This is a genomic window from Paenibacillus sp. NPDC058174, assembly GCF_042883865.1.
In the GTDB taxonomy this organism is placed as follows: domain Bacteria; phylum Bacillota; class Bacilli; order Paenibacillales; family Paenibacillaceae; genus Pristimantibacillus.
The window spans coordinates 193275-218068 of record NZ_JBHVUY010000005.1 but is presented as its reverse complement, the minus strand read 5'-3'; the positions used below and the strand labels follow the sequence as shown (position 1 = coordinate 218068).

At 48.4% G+C, this 24794-nt stretch carries 22 protein-coding genes; 2 read left to right on the top strand and 20 right to left on the bottom strand.

What is annotated here, in order from left to right:
• Positions 1 to 20: 20 nt before the first annotated feature.
• The 7 genes from ACFVVF_RS22915 to ACFVVF_RS22885 form a co-directional block, all read right to left on the bottom strand.
• Positions 21 to 416: an iron chaperone gene (locus ACFVVF_RS22915; protein WP_387814616.1), complete on the bottom strand. Its 396-nt coding sequence runs from the start codon at positions 414 to 416 to the stop codon at positions 21 to 23.
• 463 nt (positions 417 to 879) lie between these two features.
• Positions 880 to 1419, bottom strand: coding sequence for a hypothetical protein (locus ACFVVF_RS22910; protein WP_387814615.1), 540 nt, complete (start codon positions 1417 to 1419; stop codon positions 880 to 882).
• A complete protein-coding gene (locus ACFVVF_RS22905) occupies positions 1412 to 3163 on the bottom strand; it encodes a sensor histidine kinase (protein ID WP_387814613.1) in 1752 nt (583 codons plus the stop codon). The genes ACFVVF_RS22910 and ACFVVF_RS22905 overlap by 8 nt, the downstream gene beginning before the upstream one ends.
• Positions 3160 to 3837: a response regulator transcription factor gene (locus tag ACFVVF_RS22900; RefSeq protein ID WP_387814611.1), complete on the bottom strand. Its 678-nt coding sequence runs from the start codon at positions 3835 to 3837 to the stop codon at positions 3160 to 3162. The genes ACFVVF_RS22905 and ACFVVF_RS22900 overlap by 4 nt, the downstream gene beginning before the upstream one ends.
• A gap of 216 nt (positions 3838 to 4053) precedes the next feature.
• Entirely contained in the window at positions 4054 to 5406 is a 1353-nt protein-coding gene (locus tag ACFVVF_RS22895; RefSeq protein WP_387814609.1) for a HAMP domain-containing sensor histidine kinase, read from the bottom strand.
• On the bottom strand, positions 5403 to 6077 hold the full coding sequence (locus ACFVVF_RS22890) for a response regulator transcription factor (RefSeq protein WP_387814607.1): 675 nt from the start codon (positions 6075 to 6077) through the stop codon (positions 5403 to 5405). Before ACFVVF_RS22890 ends, ACFVVF_RS22895 begins: the two co-directional genes overlap by 4 nt.
• A gap of 54 nt (positions 6078 to 6131) precedes the next feature.
• On the bottom strand, positions 6132 to 8099 hold the full coding sequence (locus ACFVVF_RS22885) for a serine hydrolase (RefSeq protein ID WP_387814605.1): 1968 nt from the start codon (positions 8097 to 8099) through the stop codon (positions 6132 to 6134).
• A 220-nt stretch (positions 8100 to 8319) separates the two neighbouring features.
• Here ACFVVF_RS22885 and ACFVVF_RS22880 point away from each other — a divergent pair, with 220 nt between their 5' ends.
• Positions 8320 to 9057 carry a GNAT family N-acetyltransferase gene (locus ACFVVF_RS22880; protein ID WP_387814603.1) on the top strand — a complete coding sequence of 246 codons (738 nt, stop codon included), beginning with the start codon at positions 8320 to 8322 and terminating at the stop codon, positions 9055 to 9057.
• A gap of 21 nt (positions 9058 to 9078) precedes the next feature.
• Here ACFVVF_RS22880 and ACFVVF_RS22875 read toward each other — a convergent pair whose 3' ends face one another.
• The 4 genes from ACFVVF_RS22875 to ACFVVF_RS22860 form a co-directional block, all read right to left on the bottom strand.
• Entirely contained in the window at positions 9079 to 10017 is a 939-nt protein-coding gene (locus tag ACFVVF_RS22875; RefSeq protein WP_387814601.1) for a phosphotransferase, read from the bottom strand.
• 120 nt (positions 10018 to 10137) lie between these two features.
• Complete coding sequence (locus ACFVVF_RS22870) at positions 10138 to 10665, bottom strand: hypothetical protein (RefSeq protein ID WP_387814599.1); 528 nt, start codon at positions 10663 to 10665, stop codon at positions 10138 to 10140.
• Positions 10666 to 10681: 16 nt separating this feature from the next.
• On the bottom strand, positions 10682 to 11188 hold the full coding sequence (locus ACFVVF_RS22865) for a hypothetical protein (protein ID WP_387814597.1): 507 nt from the start codon (positions 11186 to 11188) through the stop codon (positions 10682 to 10684).
• A 164-nt stretch (positions 11189 to 11352) separates the two neighbouring features.
• Positions 11353 to 11904 carry a hypothetical protein gene (locus tag ACFVVF_RS22860; protein ID WP_387814595.1) on the bottom strand — a complete coding sequence of 184 codons (552 nt, stop codon included), beginning with the start codon at positions 11902 to 11904 and terminating at the stop codon, positions 11353 to 11355.
• 269 nt (positions 11905 to 12173) lie between these two features.
• Between ACFVVF_RS22860 and ACFVVF_RS22855 the strand changes: the two genes are divergently transcribed.
• Positions 12174 to 12662, top strand: a complete 489-nt coding sequence (locus ACFVVF_RS22855) for a DedA family protein (RefSeq protein WP_387814593.1) — start codon at positions 12174 to 12176, stop codon at positions 12660 to 12662.
• Positions 12663 to 12715: 53 nt separating this feature from the next.
• Here the strand turns inward: ACFVVF_RS22855 and ACFVVF_RS22850 are convergent, their stop codons facing one another.
• The 9 genes from ACFVVF_RS22850 to ACFVVF_RS22810 form a co-directional block, all read right to left on the bottom strand.
• Positions 12716 to 15754, bottom strand: a complete 3039-nt coding sequence (locus ACFVVF_RS22850; protein ID WP_387814592.1) for an ATP-binding protein — start codon at positions 15752 to 15754, stop codon at positions 12716 to 12718.
• A gap of 247 nt (positions 15755 to 16001) precedes the next feature.
• Positions 16002 to 16403, bottom strand: a complete 402-nt coding sequence (locus ACFVVF_RS22845; RefSeq protein ID WP_387814590.1) for an RDD family protein — start codon at positions 16401 to 16403, stop codon at positions 16002 to 16004.
• 35 nt (positions 16404 to 16438) lie between these two features.
• Positions 16439 to 16852, bottom strand: a complete 414-nt coding sequence (locus ACFVVF_RS22840; RefSeq protein WP_387814588.1) for a MerR family transcriptional regulator — start codon at positions 16850 to 16852, stop codon at positions 16439 to 16441.
• A 133-nt stretch (positions 16853 to 16985) separates the two neighbouring features.
• A complete protein-coding gene (locus ACFVVF_RS22835; protein ID WP_387814586.1) occupies positions 16986 to 17999 on the bottom strand; it encodes an aldo/keto reductase in 1014 nt (337 codons plus the stop codon).
• A gap of 179 nt (positions 18000 to 18178) precedes the next feature.
• The gene (locus ACFVVF_RS22830) at positions 18179 to 19861 is read right to left on the bottom strand and encodes a DUF4091 domain-containing protein (RefSeq protein WP_387814584.1); all 1683 of its coding nucleotides are present in this window, start codon (positions 19859 to 19861) and stop codon (positions 18179 to 18181) included.
• 14 nt (positions 19862 to 19875) lie between these two features.
• The gene (locus ACFVVF_RS22825; protein ID WP_387814583.1) at positions 19876 to 21033 is read right to left on the bottom strand and encodes a trans-sulfuration enzyme family protein; all 1158 of its coding nucleotides are present in this window, start codon (positions 21031 to 21033) and stop codon (positions 19876 to 19878) included.
• Positions 21034 to 21050: 17 nt separating this feature from the next.
• Entirely contained in the window at positions 21051 to 22199 is a 1149-nt protein-coding gene (locus ACFVVF_RS22820; protein WP_387814581.1) for a Gfo/Idh/MocA family protein, read from the bottom strand.
• Positions 22200 to 22227: 28 nt separating this feature from the next.
• The gene (locus ACFVVF_RS22815) at positions 22228 to 24009 is read right to left on the bottom strand and encodes a glycoside hydrolase family 35 protein (RefSeq protein ID WP_387814579.1); all 1782 of its coding nucleotides are present in this window, start codon (positions 24007 to 24009) and stop codon (positions 22228 to 22230) included.
• Positions 24010 to 24020: 11 nt separating this feature from the next.
• Positions 24021 to 24794 carry a response regulator transcription factor gene (locus ACFVVF_RS22810; protein ID WP_387814577.1) on the bottom strand — a complete coding sequence of 258 codons (774 nt, stop codon included), beginning with the start codon at positions 24792 to 24794 and terminating at the stop codon, positions 24021 to 24023.

Sequence of the window (24794 nt, the reverse complement as noted above, 5' to 3'; positions counted from 1 at the left end):
TGACTGATGGCTTGGCGATGCTACTTTGCGCTTTTCTTTTTGTTAGCGGCTTTACTGGCTGCCCGTTCGATATTATCCGCTACTCTGTATTTAACGATCTCACGAATAAGCTCCAGCGGCATAGGCTTGTCTATCGGGAACTGCACGGAGCCTTTTGCTCCTTTGTAGGCGGACAGCTGCTCTTGGAACGCTGCAATCCCGCTTGCCCCCGGGTAAAATCCGATATGATGCTTGAAAGCCGCAAAATGAACCAAATTCCCGTGCAGCACAAAAGTCGGCATCGCATAGCTGATCTTCTCTGTCGCTTCAGGCGCAGTTTCCTCGATGGTCTGTCTAACCTGCTGAAGAATCGCTTGCACCTCCGGCGAGAATTGGGCGATATATTCGTCGGTGGATTCGAATTTTTTTGATTCCATAATGAGCTCCCTTCGTGATTCGTAATGGTATGTTTACGTTAATTATAAACTGTATTCGAGTGTTGGGCGAATGGCAAGTTGGGCGGGGCTGGCCCTCCCTACACCAACCAACAAACAAAATGTAAAAGTGCATGCTGATTTGCGTAAAACGGCCCAAAACAGCGTTCAAAATGTAAAAGTACATTTGAAATCGCTCAATTTTGCTCAAATGTGTCCTTTTGGGCAAATCAAAATGCACTTTTGCATTTTGATGCGATAAATGGTCAATAAAGCGGGTAACAAAATGTAGTTTTACATTTTGATTCGTTTTAGCTATGGTAGATGCGCGTGCGGAGAGGATAGGGATGGGGATGATACAACCTGCCAAGCCAGTTCGATTAGAGGTACAAATAATGAAAGAAAGCTGTCGAGATCACCTCGACAGCCTTACCAACCGAACCCAGCTGCTCCGCTTACCTAACCTTTAGTTCAAAGTAATTTTCTTTTTCCACGTCAGCTCTTTGCCCTGCTCATTTTTGAAAATAAAGGTCGCTTGACCTTCCTCGCCCTTCATTTCATCGGGATAGAAAAAGCCCATGAATTGCCCGTTGCCGCTAATGTAAAAGCCGTCTTCGCCGCTGCCGCCATGCTCAATTGCTTCGGCAATCGTATTTTTCACCGTACTCTTATCAGACACCCATTGCATTTCGGACAGTGCATAGCCTTCGGGACGTTTGTTGACGGAAAAATCAAAGCTGTTTCCCTCGCTCGGCCTCGGCGTCTGGTCGATTATGATCAGAATCTCCTGATCGCCTTCCTCCGCTCCGCTATCCCCTTTATCCGGCTTATCTGTAGGTGCATCCGTACCCGTATTTGTATTCGTATCTGGTTTTTCCGTCTGAGTCTGGTTCTGCGTCGTGTCCGGAGTGTCAAACGTTCCGGACTGGTCTTTGGCGCCGCATGCGCTAATAACCAATAGTGCGGCAAGCGCTGTGACTGCAAATAGATATTTCGGTTTAATCATGATGTTCTCCTCTGCTTTCTTCTAGTGTGAAGTAAAAGGCTACGCCTTCTTTGGTATTCATTACACCAAAATGGCTTTCGTGAAGCTCCATAATATGTTTGACGATCGCCAGCCCTAACCCGGTTCCGCCGGATTTGCGGTCACGAGAACGCTCCGCCCGGTAAAATTGCTCCCAAATTCGCTCTAAATCTTCCTCTGCTATAGGCGGACCTGCATTGGCGATAACTGTGTTTATCGCCCCGGCTGAAGTCCGCTCCATCGTAACGGTAATGATGCTGTTCTCCGACGCATGGCGAATCGCATTGCTCAATAAGTTCGACACAACCTGTTCAATCCGTACTGGATCGGCCGTTACGAGCAGCTCATCCCCATCTTCAGCGTCTATGAGAATCCGAAGCTGCTTGCTCTCGAGCTGCCCGGAGAAGGATTCTGCCGCTCCCTTAATCAGCACACTCAAAGAAAAATCCCGGGGCTGCAGCCGGACGGCCTTCACCTCGTATTTGGAAAGCTCCAGCATATCCATAATCAAGGCGTTCATCCGGTCCGTTTCATTGACGATTAGAGCCAGGTAACGGTCTTTTTTATCGCCCGCCACTCCGTCTTGAAGACCTTCCGCGAACCCTTTTACAATACCAAGCGGGGTCTTCAGTTCATGGGAAATGTTAGCGACCAGCTCCTTTCGAAGCTGCTCGGACCTCTGCTTCTCCTCTACATCAGCCTGCAATTGCAGATTAGCCTGAGTCAGCTCCTTTAAAGCTGTATCCAGATTCCGGGACAGCTCGACCATATGCCGCGACAGCTCGCCGAACTCATCCCTAGAATGAATTTCAGGCTGTACGGTGAAATCCAGCTGGGCAAGCCGCGCTGCCGAACGGCTTAAGCTGACTAACGGACGAGACACGATCCGCGAATAGATGAAGGACAGCAAGACGACAAGCAGCAAAATAATCGGCGCGAGATAGATAAAATATTGCTTCAGAATCGCTACAGCTTCCCCCACCGGCTGCAGCGAGGCCATGACAAATAAATAACGGCTTCCGTCCTCCGTTAAAGCTTTTATTAAGACCACATATTGAACGCCGCTCCAGTTGTCTCTCCACTCTGCTTGCACGAACCCGTTTTTGTGCAAAAGAGTACGGTTCGCTTCCGCTGCCGGCTGCCATTCCCGAAGGGCGTCATCAATTAGACCATCCTGATACATTGGATTATAGCTGCGTTTCTCAGGCAGTATAAACTCCGTTACCCGGCCCTCTACACGCACCAGCCCTTGTCCCAGCGCCGTGCTTTCCCGGCTTATCGTTACGGGATGCATAATGGTGTCCGCCTCATCCATGAATATCCCGTCCACAACCAAGTGATCGCCCGTTTGAATACCGCGGGGAATATCCTCGATCGTCATGCCATCCGTTGGAAGCTGAACCGTGATCGTCTTGCCTTCTGCCTGCAGCACCAAATAATAGGGAGCAATCACCATCCGTTCGAAACGGCTGTTCAAAATCGCGGTGCTGGCATCATTCTGATTCATAAACGTCCCAAGCTGACGCGAAACCCGCTGTTTATCCGCATCAGCCAGCTTGAACTGCTCCGCAAAATGATTCATATTCCGCTCTAGCCCGTGGATTTTGGAGGAGCGGTAGAACCGTTCGAAAAAGACCCCCTCCGCCAGCATGACCAATGAAAATACGATTAAAATTAAGACCGAAGTGACAACGAATAATTTGAGAACGACCCCTTGCCTTCTCATGCGTCCATCTCAAACTTATAGCCGGATCGAATGACGGTAACAATATAGCGTCCTTCATCGCCAAGCTTGGCTCGTAATTTTTTGATATGAGTGTCTACTGTGCGCAGATCTCCCAAATATTCATAGCCCCATACTGCATCCAATATATGCTCACGGGACAGCACTCTTCCGTAATGCTTAATGAGGAATAGAAGCAAATCATATTCTTTAGGGGACAAAAGAATCGCAGTACCGGCAACCGAGACCGTATGCGCCGCTCTGTTTACAGATAGCTCGCCATAAACGAGGCGTTCGCCGTCACGGCCAATCGTCCCTTCCGTCCTTTTCATCAAAGCGGTGGCTCGAGCAACCAAAACCCGCGGACTTAGCGGCTTGGTCACATACTCGTCGGCCCCCAGTTCGAAGCCCATCACTTGGTCGTCATCCTCCGCTCTGGCAGTGATCATAATGATCGGCACCGCCGATTTCTCGCGAATGCGCCGGCATACCGACCAGCCATCCATTTCGGGCATCATAATATCGAGAACGATAAGGTCGACAGATACTTGCTCGAACAGCTCCAGTGCGATTTTTCCATTCTCAGCTTCATATACTTCCCATTGTTCCTTCCGGAAATAATCGGTTATAAATTCACGCATCAGCGTATCGTCTTCAACCAGCAATATTTTTCGCATTACAGCCACACACCCCGCATCCAGCCTGTCATAGGTTCGGCACCCGCCGATATTTCCTTCATGTTACCACAACAGGTTCGAAATTCAGCAATCGCTCCGCCCGCAGGAACAAGACTTAGTATAAAGTTCTCCTGTGTCCTTCGTGTGTATTCCTTATGCACAAGAAACAAAAAAAAGCCCAAGCGCCTATTCCACGCTTGAGCTTCCTGCTGCTTTCTACCGGACCGGCAGCCGCACCTCGACTATTGTACCTTCGCCAACCCGGCTTTTCATTTCGATGCTGCCATGATGCAGCGCGATAATTTTCTTCGCAATGGCCAGGCCAAGTCCGTTGCCGCCAACACTCCGGTTTCTTGCAGGATCGGTCTTATAGAACCGCTCGAATACCATTTCAAGCTGCTCCGGCGGAACCCCGATTCCCGTATCCGAGATGGAGAAGAAAATCTCATTCTCAAACCGCTTAATTTCAATATCGATATGTCCGCCTTCTGGCGTGAACTTGATGCCGTTGCCGAGCAAGTTCATCCATACCTGGTTGAGCTGATCGCGATCCGCCGTTATTTTGACCGAATCCTCCATATCCAGATCGACCCGGATGCTCTTGGCCGACCATTGCGGCTCACAGGTAACGACAACCTGCTTGATCTGCTCCACAAGGTTGTACGTCACCGCTTCGAACGGATGATGCTCCGAGTCCAGCGAAGCCAGCTTCAGCAAGTTGTCGCTAAGCCGGGACAGCCGTCCGCTCTCGGAAATTATGATGTCCAAATAATAATTCCGGTCGCTCTCCGCCACAAGGCTGCTGTTCTTCATCGCCATCGCAAAGCCGGTAATCGACGTCAGCGGCGTTTGAATCTCATGAGAGACGTTGGAGACGAAGTCCTGCCGCATCTGCTCCAGCTGCTTCAGCTCGCTTGCCATCTCGTTGAAGCCCTGCGTCAAGACGCCAACCTCGTCCGCCCGTTTCGTCTTGATCTCGACATCGAAGTCGCCCTTGGCGAGCCGCTTCGTCGCTTGCGTCAGCGTCTGGAGCGGCTTCACCAAATAACGTGCCGCGATGATGATGCATAGACTGCCAATCAACAGTCCTAACAGCAAGATGAGCAGCATCATCCGGTTGAATACATTCTCATTCTGCGAGGTAAATTGCATAAACATGGCATGCTGTTCCCCGTCGAACGGGAATGGGAGGCCAACAAACGTCAGCCCCTGTTCCACTGGGGAGCGGTAGACCTTCCCTTGCAGCACCTGATCGATAGCCTCCTGCGTAATGACGGCATTCTCGGAATGGCTAGGACCATAGATCGTCACTTTGCCGGACATGTCATACAAATGAATCCGGTAAGCGGACACCTTGGCCATTCTTGCGATGAACCGGCCGCGATCAGCAGGCTTTGTCTGCTCGTACAGCTCAATCATCTCCCTGCCGGCGGCGAGCATGTCGTTCTGACCGGCATGGTTGATTTCCTTCTGAAATAGAAACATTCCCGCAAGAAAAGAGGTCAGCAGACTGAATAAAATAACGGCCAGAAAGGTGAAAACGATGCGGACGTACAACGTTTTGATCATGCAATAACGAGCCTGTAGCCCAAGCTGCGGGCCGTCTCAATCTGAAAATGATGCGTATCGCCCGCGAACCTCTCCCGCAGCCGCTTAATATGGACATCGACGGTCCGGTCGTCGCCCTCGTAATTTTTGCCCCAAATGTGGGTAATGAGCTGCTCCCGCGTAAAAATCTGCCCGGGATGGTTCGCCAGCTTGAACAGCAATTCAAATTCCTTGAGCGGCAGCGTAAACGTCTCTTCCCCGCGGATCACCTGATAGTTGAGACGATTCAGCACGATTCCGCCAAGCTGCACGGTCTGGGACGAGACGATCTGGTAGCGCTTGAGCAGCGCCTTCACCCGCATCACCAGCTCCATCGGATCAAACGGCTTCGTTAAATAGTCGTCCGTTCCAAGCTGGAAGCCTTTTACCTTATGCGCGGATTCCCCTTTGGCCGTGACCATCAGAAGCGGAATGTTGGAATCGATGCTCCGGATTTCCCGGCACAGCTCCCAGCCGTCCAGATGGGGCATCATAATGTCGAGAATGACCATATCCACCCCGTCGTTCTCCACAATCGCCAGCGCTTCCGCACCGTCCTTCGCCTCCACCAGCTCATAGCCTTCATTTCGTAAAAATAAAGCGATCAGCTCGCGAATCCGCGCATCATCATCCGCGATCAGAATTTTTGCCATCGGAATTACGCCTCCACTATGAGTTAAATTCCTCCTGAGTGGAGGCTTGTTGATTTATCCAAACTGCCAGCCTAACAGATTCCAGTAATAGAAGAACGCGCACATTGCGACCGCAGCCAGCGCAATCAATGTATAATGCACACGTTTAAGCAACGTCCAGTAGCTGTTCTTCCATGCCAATACACTAAACGCAAGAAGCACCACTGTTAATACGACGAGTATGATCGGCATGAACAAAAAGATATTTAATGAAGACGTAATACGGCTCAGCCGATCTATAAGCCCCATGTTCAATACGATGACAAATGTTCCGAGACTTGTTGCGATTGCCCAGCCGGCAGTAATAGCTGACAGGCGGACTGCCCACTTTTGCATAACCGGCATCGCTTTGATATCGCGGCGGCGATAGATGGAGCTTAGCAATACGGTGACGAACAGAGCTAGCGACAAGCCCAGTAATGGGAACCAGAGCTTCGTCTGATTGATCAGCGGTGCCCGCTCCAGCGGCTCGGATGACAGGAAATCGATAAATAAATGCGTAACTTTCCCGGATTCATCTGTACGGAAAGCGATTAGATTGCCTTCCTCACTTTGAAACAAATCATCGCCTATCGGAGCGTAGGTTTGCTGCTCGGCCCCGCTGCCGATCGTCAACCTGTTGCCGGATACGCCAATGCTCATTTTCGCCAAAAAGCTGTAGAACTTATCAATTGCCGTATGATTGCGGCGTACGAATTGGTACGAGCCCGCGTACTTTTGCAGGGACTCATCCGTTGTCGAGCTTGCAGGAGGCAGGTTCACTTCCGGAGCCGGATAGTAACGGTCCAGCAGCGCTTTCGTCAAGCCCATTGCAGCAAGCGACCCTTCGCCCCCGCTATAGGATAAGAAAATACCAAATTGCTTCTCAGGAATGAGGTGCAATTCCGTCGTGAACAACGGATCAGCACCGCCGTGCGAAATGATGCGCAGCCCATTTATTTTCAGCTCATAGAAACCAAGGTCCATCGCCGGCATGCCCTTATGGAACACAAAAGCAGGCGAATGCATCAGCTCAGCCGTTTCCGGCTTTAGGATTTGCTTGTCTCCATAACGTCCGTTCTGAAGATGGGCAATCATGAAATGAGTCATATCGAGTGCCGATACGGAACCCGAGCCCGCGGGGCGGAAGCCGCCTTCGAACGTAGGAGGCTGAGTGATGTAGCTGCCGCCGTCTCTTGCATAGCCGATTACCTCATGCGGCTTAAGTGCAGCCGGAACAGGCTCCTGGACGGAAGCGTATTTCATATCGAGCGTGTCGAAAATATTTTTCTGTATATAGTCATTATAAGACATTCCGCTCACTTCTTCGACGATAAGTCCGGCAAGTGCCGTACCATAGTTGGAATAGGACATCATCTCGCCCGGAGGGTTTACCCGTGCCAGCCTATGCTTGGTCAGCGTCTCCGAAATCGAGCCCGGCAGCTTGGCCGGATCAGTCGTAATCTGGTAGCCGACGCCGCCTTCTTCAAAGCCTGCTGTATGCGTCATCAGATGGCGCATCGTAATCGGCTGCGAATACGTGTCAGGGACTTTCATCGATTTCAGATAGGAGTTAATGTCGGCATCGAGATCAATCTTGCCTTGCTCAACCAGCTGCATGACAGCCGTCCAAGTAAACAGCTTCGTTGTTGAAGCGATGCGAAACAGGCTGGTCTTTGGATCAATCGGTGTACCTTTTTCAATATCGGCATGCCCATAACCTTTTGCAAGTACCGTTTTGCCGTCTTTAACGATCGCGATGACCGCTCCGGGTATTTTATAGTTTTCCATTTGCACATTCATAATGCCGTCAATGAAAGCAGCCAGCTTCGTGCTGTCGTTAATGTCAGCCGCGCCCTCCAGCTCCGACGTTATTGCCGTTGTTGCAGTTTGTTCTGCAGCAGACGCTGGCGTCTGACTTCCTAGCAAGCTCGTGCCCAGCACTGTGATTAGCAGCGCCAGCAAAATTGTTTTAGCATACATTTTCCTCATCGGTGATGACATGATAAGCCTCCAGCATTCAGTATATTTTGTGAATATTGAACTCCTTACTTACAAGGGAGAGCTTATCACAAACATGTGAACGCAGAATGAATTATGCACTGTTTTCGCGAAAAAATTGAATATTGTTGAGGAATGGGGTGGTAAACATCTGTACACAAGGATTGTATATTTATTCATTATAAAGTATTATTATTCAAAATGCTCATAAGGAGACTTTGCGATGGACGGTAAAACGATTGAAGAATTATGTCTGAACAACTGGCAGCCCCTGTCCACTTTGCTCTATGACGGCTGGGTGCTGCGCTTTGCCCATGGCTACACGAAACGGGCCAACTCCATTAACCCTATTCATTATTCTACCTTTGAGCTGGAGGAAAAAATCGAGCAATGCGAGCAAATGTATGCGGCCCATTCTCTTCCGGCGATTTACAGAATCTCGCCCTTTGTCCATCCCGTACACTTGGATCAAGCGCTGGAGGAAAAGGGATATAAGACGTTTGATCATTCAATCGTTAAGGCCGTTAGGCTGGATGGGGTTAAAGCGCCTGATCAGCATCAAGTCCGGATCGATGAAACGTTGACCGCAGAATGGCTCGACCATTTTTTCAGGCTTAGCCAAACTTCTCAAAGCTACAAGAGCGTAATGGAGAGGATGCTGTCCAACATAAATACGACTAAGGGATTCATATCGTTATATCATGAGGGGCAGGTTGTCGCATGCGGACTTGGCGTTATTGAGCGCGATTATATCGGGTTATTCGATATTATAACGGACGCGCAGTTTCGCAACCGGGGTTTTGGCGAGCAGATGATTCTGCATCTGTTGAAGTGGGGTAAAGAAAAAGGGGCAGTCTACAGTCATTTGCAAGTCATTGCAAACAATGAGCCTGCCCTGCGGCTGTATTCGAAAATCGGATATGCCGAAATGTACCGGTATTGGTACCGGGTTAAGGTATAGGTGAAGATGAAGGTGAGCGGCTTATGAAGTCGCCATTTTCAAATACTTGATTAATCCTTCTTTGGCTCTTACATCGTCAGTCCACGCTCCCAGGTTCCATGCCATAAAACGGAGACCGAGATAGCGTGCTGAAATTCTATACTGTGACTCGAATTTAGCGCTTGGAAGCTCTACTCCATACGAAGACAACACTTCAAGATAGTCTCTTGCCTGGTCTAAATCCAGCCTTAACGGAACATCGAGATAAAGGGAGCCGTATCTGGCTTCCTCCCAATCGATGAAGTATACGTCATCATTATTATGTACAAGAACATTTCCGGGATTAAGGTCATTATGTATTAACGTATGCGAGCTCTCGTCGTTCAGGACAGCTTCAAGATCAGCAGTTACATGGGCAGCAATTGCTTCAACCTCTGGAATATAGGCGCCGAATGCTTCGATGAAGGCTTCGTTTTGTATGGTCTTTTCCCAAGACGGTCTCCACCGTGTATGCAGCATTTGTTCAGCATGATCACGAGTTGCCGCTGGAAGCCATGACAGCTGTTCCTTATACCCTAGATTCGACTGATGGATATAGGCTAAAGCGGCCGCTTCTTTCTTTTGAAGCCATTCGATATTCAAGTTCTGATAGTCTGTGTGCTCGTCCACATTCTGAATACATAGAAGCTTCCGATGCTCGGAGTCCATATCATTCGTATGGCTGAAGGGAACGTTGGCTGACTGCGAAAACAACCGGTGAAGGGCGAGACGTTCCGTACGCCGCGCCATCTTGGTAATCAATGAGACGCTTCTCCTTGTTCCTTCATCTTCGAGCATCACTTGATGCCGGGATAGATCAACCGCTTGGAAGCCGAGATGCAGCGGAGCGCTCTCAATCTCCAAGACAGCAGCCGATGCAGAGATGAATTTCTTTACCGTTGCTTGTATTAAATCGGATAATTCATTATTTTGAGCATTCATAGTTTCCCTCCGAACATATTAAATTCCCAACAAATACGATGTATTAAGCGCCGCGAAACATATAAAGTTTACTATTTTATTTTTCTGACCTAATCAACCCTTGAAGACATTTGTGTTCGTCTATTCCGCAAGTCTTTTTTTCAAAGGCTCACCATATTCGAATTTTATCAATTTTATCTTATAGTATTTCAATAATTCTCTCTCCGTCATGACTTCAACAGATCTCATGTTTTCTTTTCTCGCTTTTCTATAGACATCAGGACGTGAATCATACTTATTTCCCTCTTCATTCTCCTCTAAGTGATAGTCTCTATCTCTAATTGTAAAAATCAATGTCTCTGACTCTCCGTCCTCAAATAATATAACTTCCTTATTCCCGCTCCCCAGGGTTTGCTTCCACTTTATATATTTGCCCGTACCTTCGCTAAGACCAATCCCAGCATACTTAACTATGACTTTATCATCTACAATTATTCTTTGACCATTGATTTCGTACTCCAAGTAAAAAGGGAACTCTCCATAAGAATATGCTGGTTTTGGCGGGTCCTCTCCCGCTGAAAGACCTAGATATAACAGGAGCCAAGGAGCGGAAATACAAGCAATCAGAACAAGAATGACTATTAAAGAGGTTTTTAAAAATTGCTTCAATTATGTTCCCCCTGTATTAACGCATTAATTTCTTTACGCCATTTTTCTTTTCAATAACGCCGCCAATGACTTGGAGCAACAATAAGAAATGATAGTATATTAACCCGCCAACGATACCTAGATCATTTAAAAGAAAAAACTCTTTCAGTGTTGTAAAGCTCGGTATTTGAAGAGTTATGAATGTCCAAAATATATTTATACCTATAGAACCCGCTAGCATGTACAGAAATAATTTATAAATATATTTTAGTATCCTATTTCGTTTAAACATCAGCGGTATTCTAAGTTTATGTTCTATGAGGAATGAAGAGGGCCCACCTAACAGAAAGACCGTAGGAAATGAATACAATAAATAAAATATAAAAGATAGTACTAATTCACTTTCCTCACTTAAAGCAAGGAATGCACTGATACATATAGACACCATTACACTAATAACAAAACAAGTGATAACCAGTTTCTCAATTTTAAAATTGGATATCACACGATGTCGCTTTGAGTCATTATTGAAATTGCTTTTCATCAATGTCCCTCCACATTAATAACACTATGTCTATCTTAAATGTTTTGGAATATTCTTCAATCTGTTATTTAACGTTCCATTCTAAAACAAACCACCGCCTACAGTACTTCGTGTAAGCGGTGGTTTGCATGTCACATTACTCCCTGCTGCGGGAGTTCATATAACTAGTTAGACGTCAAGGCTTCTATATCTTTCTTAAATGCATCTCTATACTGCTCAAACAATCCAGTATCAAATTCGTAACTCGAATCTTCAGCTACAGGAGTCTTTTCCTTAAGCTTGTTATAGAGAACATCGATTTCATTCGAGAGCTTGGTCCATACTTGCTTTAGACCATCGTTACTCGCATCCAATCCCTGAATATAAGTATCATATTCGGCTTTTTTCTCCATCGCTTTGCCCAGGCGTTCAATTGTAAAATCAATATCCATTTTATCACCTGTGCTATTTGTCCCGCTTCCGATAAACCAGCTAATATTTACAAAACCATCGTTCCAAATATCCGAAGTAAGAAAATGGCTGATTTCTTTTAAATGGGACTCCAGCGTGTCAGGTTTTTTTGAGGCATTATCATTCTTAGTGGAGTCTTTAAGCGCTTCTTGAATAGCGTCAGCAAGTTTTTCTTCATCTGTTTTCTTGCTAGCACACCCGGAAAAAACCAACAACATTACAACAGCCAATCCAATCAAAACTAAATTTTTACTGCGTTTACTCAAAGTAAGATTCTCCCTTTTATCTCAATTTCAATTCATTAACATTTATCGGATTATCTGAAGGGATTTTGAAGACAAATAAGAAAATTCTGATTCACCACATATCCGAGCAAAAGCTTTTTAAATGTATGGAATAAAAAAAACGTTAAAATTAAACTGGATTTAAACTAGCCGTAATGCCAATATTAACAAAATACTTTATACTATAAGATATCTGCAAAAGGATTCACTTTCCGCACCATACATAGTCGCTAATGCAACGGAGGCAAGGCATGGACAATCTAGAATTAATTATCGCACAGTACGGCTACTACGCGATTTACGGCTTACTCACTTTAGGAATTATTGGACTCCCAGTTCCCGATGAAATGTTGATGATTCTAATTGGCTATCTTTCATCAACCCACGTGTTGAGCCTTTGTGATTCCATAGTGGTAGCATTTCTAGGAACGATGACAGGGATGTTATTCTCCTTCTTCTTAGGAAATAAAGTGGGCAAGCCTTTATTGCTGAAATATGGGAAGTGGATTCGACTGACACCCCAGAGATTAGAGAAGGTGGAAAAGTGGTTTAAGAAATACGGGCCTTGGACCATCGTATTCGGCTACTATATCCCAGGCGTTCGGCATTTGACCTGCTACATGGCAGGGGTAATCGGCATCAAATTCCGTCATTATGTAGTGATTGCAGCGATAGGCGCTTTCATCTGGTGCTGCATCTTTATTAGTGTGGGGTATTTCGGTCACCGGGCTGTTTTTTAAAAAAGTTGAAAAGGGCTGCTCATAACAAAATGTGAGCAGCCCGCCTTTTTCCCCTATATGCCATCACCTTTAACCGCTATAAAAGAAACCGACGTCCCCTGACCCGACTTGCTTGTAATTTGAAGCCCTCTGCCGTACTGCCGCTTTAATCGCAGATCCGTATTCAACAGGCCGATACCTGAGGCTGGATCGGATTGTTTGACGAGTAAGTGCCGCAGCGTTTGTTCATCCATACCTGCACCGTCATCGGTGACTGCAATTTCCGCATAGGTATCGCAGTCTCGCACACGGATATGAATATGGCCTCCACGCGATCGCTTCATAATACCGTGTCTAATTGCATTCTCAACAAGCGGCTGGATCGTAAGCATCGGAATTTTTAGCCCCTCAATCTCATCAATTTCCCAGGTTACATTCAGCTTCTCCTCAAATCTCTCCTTTTCAATGTATAAATAGGAACGGACAATGCTCAATTCATCCTCTATCGGAGCAAGCTCGTCCATATGCTCAAGCTTAAATTTATCTCTCAAATGGCTGCTGAACGCTTCGATCAGATCGCGCATCCGCTCCGTATCAATCTCGCTTAGCGCCGCTACCGCATTCAATGTATTGAACAGGAAATGCGGCTGAATTTGCGCTTGAAGCCATGCCGCCTCCATTCGCAGCCTCTCACGTACCGATTGCCGTATTTCGGTCAGGGCCTTCACCCGGGATCTCAATTCCAGCGCCTCAACCGGCTTCGTCACATAATCATTCCCGCCCGCCAGAAAAGCATTTGCAATATCCTCCGCCTGACTCCTTGCCGTCAGGAAAAGAATCGGCAGCTCCGTTATTGAAAAACGTTTGCGTATGGCACGTGCCAGCTCATGGCCTGACATTTGCGGCATCATGACGTCCGAAATGACTAAATCCCATTCTTTCGCATCCAGCAGAGCTAATACCTGCTTACCGCTCGTTACTGGCATGATATCGTAGCGTTCGCCCGACAGAATCGCTTCTATGACTTTCAGATTAAGCGGATCATCATCGACAACGATTATTCTCGGCCTATCGCCATATAGAGCATGCTGCTCGTGGTCTGCATCTTGCGGAGTTGAAGCTGCTGCAGGGGCATTGGCTGCGGCTAACTCCGCTATAGCTGCGGAGACATCTCCGGAATTTACCGGCTCGCCTGCAGTCTGCCTGGATACCTCTAAAGTAAAAGAGAATTCCGAGCCTTCGCCGGGAACAGAACGCACCTTCATTGAACCGCCATGCAGCTCAACAAGCTGCTTGCTTATGCTTAGTCCCAGCCCAAATCCGCCTTCAATCATCGTCTTATCGGAGTGAACTTGCTCGTATGGATCAAATACCCGTCTGATCATGCCCTCGTTCATGCCAATGCCTGTATCGGCAACGGTAATGTGAGCCCTTCCATGCCTGACGTGACTGCGAACCGATACTTCGCCTTCATTCGTGTACTTAATTGCATTATGCAGCAAATTAAATACAATTTGGATAACCCGATTCTCATCGGCATAGACTTGCGGGAACTGTTCCGGAATTTGATTCACTAGCCGAACCTGCTTGCCTTCCGTCATATATTGAAGCATCTCAATTACGCCGTCTGCAATCGTATGAATCGAGAAGCTTCGCAGTTGCAGCCGTGGCGTGCTTTCTTTGAGCCGCATCACATCCAGAAGATCATTTAACACGATCGACATCCGTCGCCCCACAGATAGGACGGTACCTAAATCTTTGATGCTTTTGTCCTGCAGCGAGTGCTGCTCCCTTTCCAGAACAGCTTGTGAAATGTTGATTATGCCGTGAAGCGGATTTCTCAGTTCATGAGAAGTGTTGGCCAGAAACCGGTCCTTCACTTTGTCCGTTTCTTGAAGCTTTGCGGCAAGCTTTCGAGTCTCCGAGTGTACCAAGAAATAGTGCCTGAACCAGACGGACGACAAACAGGTTGTCGACACGATCAAATCGAACGGATAATAAGCCACCTTAATGCCAGTCACGAGAAAAAATACCCACCATACAAAGTTGCTCGTGAACGCCAAAAGCGCCAGAAGCAAGAGGAGATTGCCTTTAATTTCCCTAACGGAGGTGAGAATCATGGACACAAGGGTAACCAGAACCGCAGCAGCAAAGGCTGACACATACAAGGACTGCAGCATGACGACATAGTGAACCGGCATCAATACCGCCCATAATATCGCTGCTATGAACAACACGATACAAAGCGGATACGCTTTTCTCAAACGTTTAGGCAACTGGTGCATGACACTTTGAAGCAAAGCGAAAGCCCCGGTAATCATTAATAGATGAACAAGCTTAAAGCCCCAATCATAATTAAGCGGAATCCAATAATGCAGAATCTTCTCATCACTGCCCAGCAGCGTCATGAGCATCGCACTAACGACCAGCAGAGAGAAGTACAACAATCTCCGGTCCCGGGTTCCTACCAGAAATAAAATAAGCGCATAAACACCATGCATGAGGAACACCATAGCAACCAGTTCCTGCATTAATACGGACAACTGTGTCTCCTTGGCAACCGCTGGCTCTGTGCCGAACTTTATAGACCGGATAATGCCGCTCCCTCGCGGGTCCTCATAGTTGGCAGCCTGGATGATCACATCAATTACTCCACGATCATTTGCCGTAAAAGAAGCCGTAAACGGTATATTCCATGCTTTATAAGCATCCTTATTAGAAGCAGGCTTCCCCATCTGATTTAGCAGACGTCCATTTACATAAAGCTCTGATGAGCTGCGAACACTTGGAACCCGAATGCTGTATGTTATATCCTTGGCGGGGTCAACCAGAATTTGCAGACGGTATGTACCAAAGCCATAGGGAGTCGGATTCTCCGGTTGTATGGAGTTGTTCCACTCCCCTGGCACATGAATAATCGCGGTTTCGGAGGATGCTTCCGCCACTGATTTCGAATCATGTTCTTTCCCGATCAGCCAAGCATGAGGATAAAACGTCCATTCCCCGTCCAGTCTGACCGTTCCTCCTTTAGACGCATCCCAGTGCCGCAAATTCAGCTGCCCGTTCACAGCTGGCAATTGATCCGTCGCTTGAAACGCGTAAATCCAAACCATTCGTGCCCCGATCAGGACCATCACAAACAGACTTACTATGAAAAAGATTCTCCCTTTTTCCATTCTATTAAGGTTACTGGACAATGTATGGACTCCTTAGCTCTACTTTCTCCATCAAAAACTATAAATATATGGAAATACAACTCTACCTTAAGTTATCGGATTCATGTCGTTGTATGATTAGCCTTCTTGTCCATCTGGCAAAATGAAAAAGCCCCAGGGCATAGACTCTGCGGCATTGTATTTGCTATTTATTGTCATCTGATACGACGACGGTTCCAGCTAGTAGATCACCTAATCTTTGTCTCTTTTTCGTTATTAAAATCAGAAAAATGCCAGGGAACAAACCATGATCCAAAATCCTCATCACATTCCTCAATAGCATTTGCCAAAGCTTTATTTCCCCGCCGTCTAAACTTACTATACGTAATCCCATGATCATTTTTCCAAAGGAACGCTTGAACAGCAATTCACATAATATCTGATAGATAATTATAGGACTAATAAAAATTAGGATCCGAAGTATGTCATTCATCCCCAACAAATCATCCATGTGATTATGTATAACTACAAAATATATAAAGATCGGGGTTACAGGCAAAAGTATGATAATACTATCTATTAAAATAGCTGCTAATCTTCTAAACAAATTTAACCCTCCATCACTTCTCCCCGAGCCCTTAATCAATGTATAGCATCCTGACCGGTATCGCTGGCATGTGCAATTGCAGCTGTCTGTTTAGAGTTTTTCAAGCGCTCGAAATTGTCCAGTTTAAAATTTATCACTTTCAGCGTTTCGTTAATTTCGGCCACCTGCAGCTCGATATTACATTTATGCTCTTTGAGAATCGCGTAACAGCTGTCTGTATCCTGCACCTTTACCGAATTCATATAACGCTGGATTTCCTTAAGAGGCATGCCCGTACGCTTCAGGCTGTTAATAAAAAAGAGCCGGTCGAAAATATGCTCATCGAACTCTAACTGGCCGTTCTCCTTGCGGATTACCCGCGGAATCAATCCGATTTTCTCATAGTATCGTATGGTGTCATAGCTGAGTCCCGATTTTTTAGAAACTTCAGCGATTCCGATGTTTGGCATCTTTCACGACCTCTCCGTCCTCTATTTTATATTTTATCTCCAAATCGTCAAAAGAGCTGCACCCCACTGTTAAACTCATTCGCAATGGAGGTACAGCACGCTCATCTTAAAGCTCTTACTGTTTAGCTTGCCATTATCTGCGGCGAAGCCGCTTATTTGCTATCGCCGGATGATCGGCATTATAGTTGTCGGCCGGATTGATGTCCGTACCCGGAGGGACAATCTCATCAATGCGGTCAAGTATATCTTCACTCAGTTCAAGATCTGCTCCGCTCAACAGACTTTCCAACTGCTCCATCTTGCGGGGGCCGATGATGACCGAGGTAACAGCCGGATGCGAGCGAACAAAGGCAAGTGCCAGATGCGGCAGTGAAATGCCCGCTTCTTCTGCGAGTGCAGCAATTTTTCTAAGCGCATCTACTTTAGGCTGCAGAGCGGGATTGGTCGTGTCATACATCGACGGTCTGCCAGCAGCCCTGTGGCTTGCATGAGGATCGGTACGGCCGGACAGCCATCCGCCGTTCAGCGGACTGTAGGTGAGCACGCCCATCCCGTAACGCTGTGCAGTTGGCAGTACGGCGCCTTCCAGCTTTCTCGTAAAGATCGAATACATCGGCTGCTCCGTCAGAAACCGGTGATGGCCTCCCTGCTGCGCTGCCCACTGGGCATCAACGATCGCCTCCGCAGGGAATGTCGATGAACCGATTGCCCTTACCTTGCCCTCATGGATTAAATCAGACAGAGCTGACAGCGTCTCACTGATATCTGTATTATAATCCGGGCGATGAATCTGGTACAAATCAATGTAATCCGTGTTCAACCGGCGCAGACTATCCTCTACGGCACGCTTCACCCATCGCGCGGATCCACCTTGCTGATTCCGGTCTGTCCCCATTGGCAACCCGAATTTCGTAGCAAGAATGACTTGCTCCCGGCGGCCCTTAAGTGCCTTACCAACGATTTCCTCCGATTCGCCCATGGAGTAAACGTCGGCTGTGTCGATAAAGTTGATGCCTTCATCTAACGCTTTATGAATGATTCGTATCGAATCGTCATGATCAGTATTCCCCATAGCGCCCAGCATCATTGCCCCAAGCGTAATCTCGCTAACCGATATGCCTGTCGATCCTAGAATCCGATATTTCATTGTTGCTGCCTCCCTTATCAGTTGTCCTTGCTTCCATAGCCTAATACGTGGAGTTGACTCCACGTCAAGCAGGTGATTTCGAGATAGGCCCGCCTAAACAAAATACCGTTCAAAAAACGCAAGAAAGCACCGCGCCCGCGGACTGAGACACAGCTGCGAGCCGATGCTTATTTGTGTAGCTAACCAGTTGCCCGAGTGATTGTTTTCTCATAAATCGCCTTGTTAATTTGCTCTCGCTTGGCGAGCAGCCATTGTGCCTGCCTCGGATAAGTCTTAAAGGTTAACGCTGCATCCAGTCCTTCTTCCAGCATCCGCAGCGTTTCTTCTTTCCCGGCGAGCTCTTCAAGCAGCTTCAGCGCACGCAAATCCTGCAAAGCCTCGAACATAACTTTTAACCGGATGGATTCGACCGGCCCGCTTGCGCCCGGGTATACAAGGAATGCATCTCCCGAAGGGAAAGCCCCATCCGCATCCGTTACCTCGTAAGGGTTAACTGCTCTGAGCGAGTATTGCGAATTCCAAAAATTAAAGCCCCAATGCAGGAAGCCCTTCATATCGAATTTATACAATTGGGCACCCAGTATCCGGTTTCTAGCAGAAGGCATATGGAAGAAGCGGTTGGCTACTTCCTTATATTGCACGCAGCAATAATAAGTCCATAATTCAGAAACTCCGGCGTCCAGGAAAGCCTCAATATGATCGTTGGAGGGAATCGGGTGGCTGACCATCCCCTTCTCATAAAATTCGAAATTCGACAACGCATCAATGACCGGGAAGCCTTCGGTATGTTTGCGTACCTTCTCGCTAGCCGAACGGTATGACTCCAGATGCTCCTCAGTAGGCTCGTCCGATACATGGAAGAAGCAACGCTGCTCAAGCCCGTGTGAATGAATAAACGCAATTAACGCAGGCAGGAACGCGTCCAGAAACTGCCCGTATTCCTCTCCCGTCGCATCCGTGTGCCAGCCGAATAAAGGCGTCTCGCTGCCGTCCTCCGACACGATAATTTTTGGAGCATGCTTGGCGCCCCATTGCGTGAACAGGTGCGAGAATTCAATATAGCGAATGCCGTTCCTGTCGCACATCTCGATCCATCGCTCTAGCCGATCGAAGCCGAACGAATAAGTCCCGTTCGCACGGCTCACATCGACAAGCTGCACGGTCAGCCGCTCTCCTCCGATCTTCGTATCGAGAGGCGGGGTGAACAAGGGGGTCAACAGCATGTTCACTCCGTGACGGGAAGCCGAAGCCACATAAGACTCCATCAATTGCCAATGCGGCTCACTGAACACTTCCGTTCCGTATTGAACCGCAAGGCAATCGGCATAAAACCATTCCGTATGAATAAGCTCCTGCTCCGGCAAGACAACAGGAATAACATGCAAGCTGAAGCTCTCGCTTCCAACAGCTTCGCCATCTTGATTGATAAACTGAATGTCGATGGAATGCCCCCCTGGCCTCACCTTTGTATTCAGTGTAATTTCGATCCATAGCGAGCGCCATTGATTCGGAAACACCTGAACGCTATTATCCGGTTCAAGCGGATACAAGGGGTCCGGATATAACCCCGGACTCATTCGCAGCACATGCTCATCCGCATCGGCATATCCCGGAAGCTCCGATGGTGCCAAGCCCACTCTGCGCAACGCTATAAGCCCGCCAAGTTCGGGAGAAGTTACCCTCACCCCTACAGGGAACGGTCTGGAGGGCTTCAAACTGCGGTAAGCTACTTGAAAGGAATAGACTTCGCCCAGCAAGGCAGTTCCTTCCCCGCAGCGCGGCTCCTGCAGCTCTTCATCGGGGAACACCTTCGCCAATGAACTCAGACATTGGAATTCGAACAGATTATGTTCAGAAGCCATTCGCTTCGCTCCCTTTAATTATGAAATCCGGCGCTTTGAAACGCTGCCGCTAAATCTTGTATTAAATCTTCGGGGGCTTCTAACCCGATATATAATCTGACTACAGGAATATTGCGTCCGGGAGGATCAGCCATTCTTTCCTGCAGCGATACGAGGCTCTCATAACCGCCCCAGCTAAAGCCGATTCGGAAATAGGTTAGCTGATCAATAAATCGCATAAGCTTCTCTCGGTCTAAGCCTGCCTCGAAGGAGAGGAGGCCGCCATAACCGGACATTTGCTCCTCCGCCAGCTGATGCTGCGGATGAGAAGGAAGTCCCGGATAACGAACGCGATCTAGAAAAGGCAGTGAAGCCAAATAAGCCGCTACAGCCATTGCTCCGCTCTGATGCCGCTCCATCCGCAGCGGCAGCGTTCTTAGTCCCCTTATGACCAAAGCAGCAACCTGCGGCTGCATAACTGCTCCGAGCAGCACCAGTTCGTTGCGGTCCAGCTCTCCGATTAAAGGTTCGCTGCCTATGACGGCACCGCCCATCGCATCGCTATGGCCGCCTGCATATTTGGTAAGCGAATGGACGACCATATCAATGCCGTATTTTAACGGATTCTGATAGCATGGAGTAGCCCACGTATTGTCGATGATGGTCCGAATACCCTGTCTGCGAGCCAATTGTGCACAAGCCTTAAGATTTTGCAGCTCGAACAGGAGGCTCGAAGGACTTTCCAAGTAGAGCAGCTTCGTATTCGGACGAATAGCCGCCTCAATAGCCATCAGATCCGAGCCGTCGACAAAATCGGTCTCCACTCCATAACGGTGCAAATATTCACCCATCAATCTCTTTGCAGGCCCATAGACTTGATTCACGCATACGATATGGTCCCCGGCACGTACCACCGAAAGAACGGCCGCCGATATCGCCCCCATCCCTGTAGCGAAGCATCTCGCCCGCTCCCCGCCTTCCAGCAGGGCCAGCTTGCGCTCTAATTCATTAACCGTAGGGTTGTTGCCACGGGAATACGTGTAGCTGCCTTCCTCATCTGCACGATCCATCTTGGCAACGGAAGGGAACGTAAAAAGACTGCTGTCATAGACAGGGACATGAACCGCTCCGTAATGCCTGTCATCGTGCTCATCATGTGTCACAAGCGAATGCTGTATCCGTCGTTCACCCACTTGGCATGACCCCTTCCTTATGTCAGATCTATAGTCTGATAGCTATCGGACTTCGCTGCCGCTTCCGCCTTCAAGCACATGAGCGCACTGGAGATCCCTGTAGATAGAGTCGTGCGCGACTTCTCTGTGCCCTGAATCACACCGATGAAATTCAACGCCAGAGCTGCATCGCCCCCAAAGTGCGGCAGCTTGGCTGCCTCCAGCTTATAGCGATCCACCCTTGGCGTATGATGCATATGAACCTTCACTTCATCCTGGTACCAGTCGAATTCCAGCGTTCCCTTATATCCAATTAATCTGGCTCCCCTTAGGGCAGCAGATTTTCTAGTGTAGAAGTTTTGCGAATACACAGCATGCATCCCGGTCTCATATCGGACAAGTACGCTACCGGAATCATGGTTGCCCGTGTCTACGCCGAAGGCGCACAGATCACCTGTAACCTCTTCTTGGCTAAACTTCTGCAGCACGTACGGGCTTTCGGGACAGGTATGAAACTCCCCGCAATCGCCGCAGCGAAGCTGCGCGGGCTTATCGCCTGTGAACACTCGTTTGGACTCCATAGCCGCGACCGTAATCGGGCGAAGACCAATCAAGTAGTTCATGCAATCAAGGTCATGGGTCGCCTTCTGCAGGAACAATCCGTGCGCTTCTGTCTCGTCTCTGTACCAGCTATGATAATAAACGCTCCCGTAAGGGACGTTATTGACCGCCTGCACATGCTCGATGGAGCCCAGCCGCCCTGAATCGATAATTTCTTTGGCCAATTGAGCGAGCGGCGTGCTCCTTAGCGGGAATGAGACGACTACCTGAGATGAGGATTCCAATTCCGCTTGCTGAAGCTGAGCCAAATCTGATGCTGTGACACCAACGGGTTTTTCTAAAAACAACGGCAAATTACGCTTCATAACCTTTGCCGCCATCTCAGCGTGAAGCGTACAGCGGGTTCCAATCATAACCCCGTCCAGCGCCTCCCGCTCCAGCATCTCATCTGCATCCGTATAGAAGCGAACAGCATCTCCTTCGATTCCTTTGGTCAGCAGCAGCGCTTTCGCTTTCTCCGGATCGATATCCGCAACCGCCGCGACAGCAACTCCGCGCTCAAGCTCAAGAAGGCGATCGAGAAAATAATTCATCCGCGTTCCGTATCCGATAATTCCGATTTTCATAAAAGTATCTCTCCCTTGCCTCGGACGGTTAACCTAATTCCGGATAATCTTGCAGGCTGACAACTGGTTTCTTCGTTCCTTGCAATTCAAAGATTACAATCTCATTAGCACCTTCGCGCAGCAGCGGACCTGGCACATACAGCGTCTTCTGCGGCCCCTTCTCCCAATAACGACCCAGATTAAATCCATTGACGAATACTGATCCCTTAACCCAGCCGTCCAGCTTCAGAAAGGTGTCGGCTGCTTCATTCACATGGAACGTCCCTTTGTAAAATGCCGGCGAGCCGCCTGCTTCCAGCAATGCATCACCTGATCCGGCCGAAGTTTGCTCATACCGAATACCCGAAAGATCGTCCAAGGGCAAGCAACGAATCGTCCAGTTAAATAGAAATTGATTATATTGACGGGTTCCCGCCTTCACGCCTTCGGTGATCCCTTTCACATCTCTCATCCGTGCGCCGTAATTAATCCGGCCCATGTTCTCTACAAGAATACCCAGCTTTGCTCCAGAAGGCGGAACATCCACTGTAATAGCTTCTCCCTCACGCCAGCGCTCTACTACACCCTGATAGATTCCATCGATATAAATGAGTGCGCGGTCATGCACGTCCTGCAGCATAATTTCGCAGTTCGTTTGCGGACCGGACAGATCGGTCTCATACCAGATAAAACCGTAGTCCTGGCCAAGCCGCTCCATCGTTTCCGGATAGACGCTTTGAATCGGCGAGCTTAACTGATCGAAGGAAGGGAACAGCAGCGCGCGTTCTGTGAGCTGAACTTCCCCATAAGCCTTCTTCACCGAAGGCGGCGGCAACGGCTCATCAGAGAGATCCGTGTATTGCGCGATAACCTCGCGGATTGCCAAGTACTTGTCGGTAATATCCCCTGACTCGGACAATAGCGCATTGTAATCGTAGCTCGTTACCGTCGGTTCATAGAAATCAATATGGTTGGCCCCGTTGTAGAAGCCAAAGTTCGTTCCCCCGTGGAACATATAAAAATTGACGGAAGCGCCCATTCGCAAAATCCGGTCCAGCACATCCTTCACATCATCGTATCCCCGGACATGATGCTCATCTCCCCAATGATCAAACCAGCCATTCCAGTACTCCATACAGACAAGCGGTTTGTCCGGCTGAACCTGCAGCAGCTTCTCGAATGCCTGCTCAGGCTTGGAGCCGAAATTCAGTGTAGCCAACGTGCCGGGAAGCGTCCCCCCTTGCAGCATATAATCCTCTGAGCCGTCTGAGGTGAATAGCAGCACATCCATCCCCCGGTCAATCATTCCTTGCCGCAAATATTCCAAATAGCGCTTGTCATTGCCGTAGCTGCCATATTCGTTCTCAACCTGCAGCGCGATAATCGGACCGCCGGAGGTGCACAAGAGCGGCTTCAGCTTCGGCAGAAGCACATCATAGTAAGCATCTACTTTATCCAGAAAGGGCTGGTGACTGCAGCGCAATCTCATATTAGAATCGGCAAGCAGCCAGGACGGAAGTCCGCCAAACTCCCATTCCGCACAGATGTAAGGACTCGGGCGAACGATAACGAACAGCCCCAGCTCATCCGCTAGACGTATGAAGCGTTCGAGATCGGCGATCCCTTCGAAATGAAATTGACCTTCCTTCGGCTCATGCAGATTCCATGCCACGTAGGTCTCTACCGTGTTAAAACCGCATGCCTTCAGCTTTCTTAGCCGATCCTCCCAGTATTCGGGAACGATCCGGAAATAATGCATCGCGCCGCTAATGATACGCAAAGGCTTGCCATCATACACAAACCCGTTTTCTTGAATTTCAAAAGAAGCCATCCTTCTCTCCCCTAACTCTCCAGCGCACCCCCGCGGTACTCCAGCGGAGTTACGCCAACCATTCGTTTAAACAGCTTCTGAAAATAAATTTTGTCGCCATAACCGACGCTATGGGCAATTTCATAAACCTTCAGGTTTGGATGATCCCGCAAAAACTGCTTCGCTTTTGCAATCCGGATGCCATTCAGGCAATCGGTAATCGTCTCCCCCGTCTCCCGGCTGAACACTTTGCTGATATAACTTGAACTCAGACCGATCTCGCCGGATATATATTTCAGATCAATATCTCTGCCGTACTCTTTCCCAAGCAGCTTGCGAATGCGTTCCACGATCGTCTTCTCAGTTGCAGGGGCCGCTGCGGCTGGCAGCGTAACTTCTTTCGTCTGATTACGCTGGAGAGCGGCAAGCTTCTTCTCCTCGCACTGGGCGAGCAACCGGAACACTTCCACTTTGTCCATGGGCTTCAGCAAGTAATCTGTCGCTCCTGCTCGCATCGCCCGGCGGGCATATTCGAAGTCATTGTAGCCGCTAAGCATAATGACACACAGATCGGGCAGCTTGCTTTTGGCTTGCGCAATGAAATCGAGCCCATTCATCATCGGCATCTCGATATCGGTTAGAATCAGATCCAGATCGCCGGCTTCCATGCTTGAGATTTGAAACAGCGCTTCAAGACCATTCGCATGCTGGCCCGCTATTTCCAGCTCCCCTTGATACCGGGATAGAATCTTCACAATGCCTTGACGGATATGTTCCTCATCATCGACCACCATCACCTTAAGCAT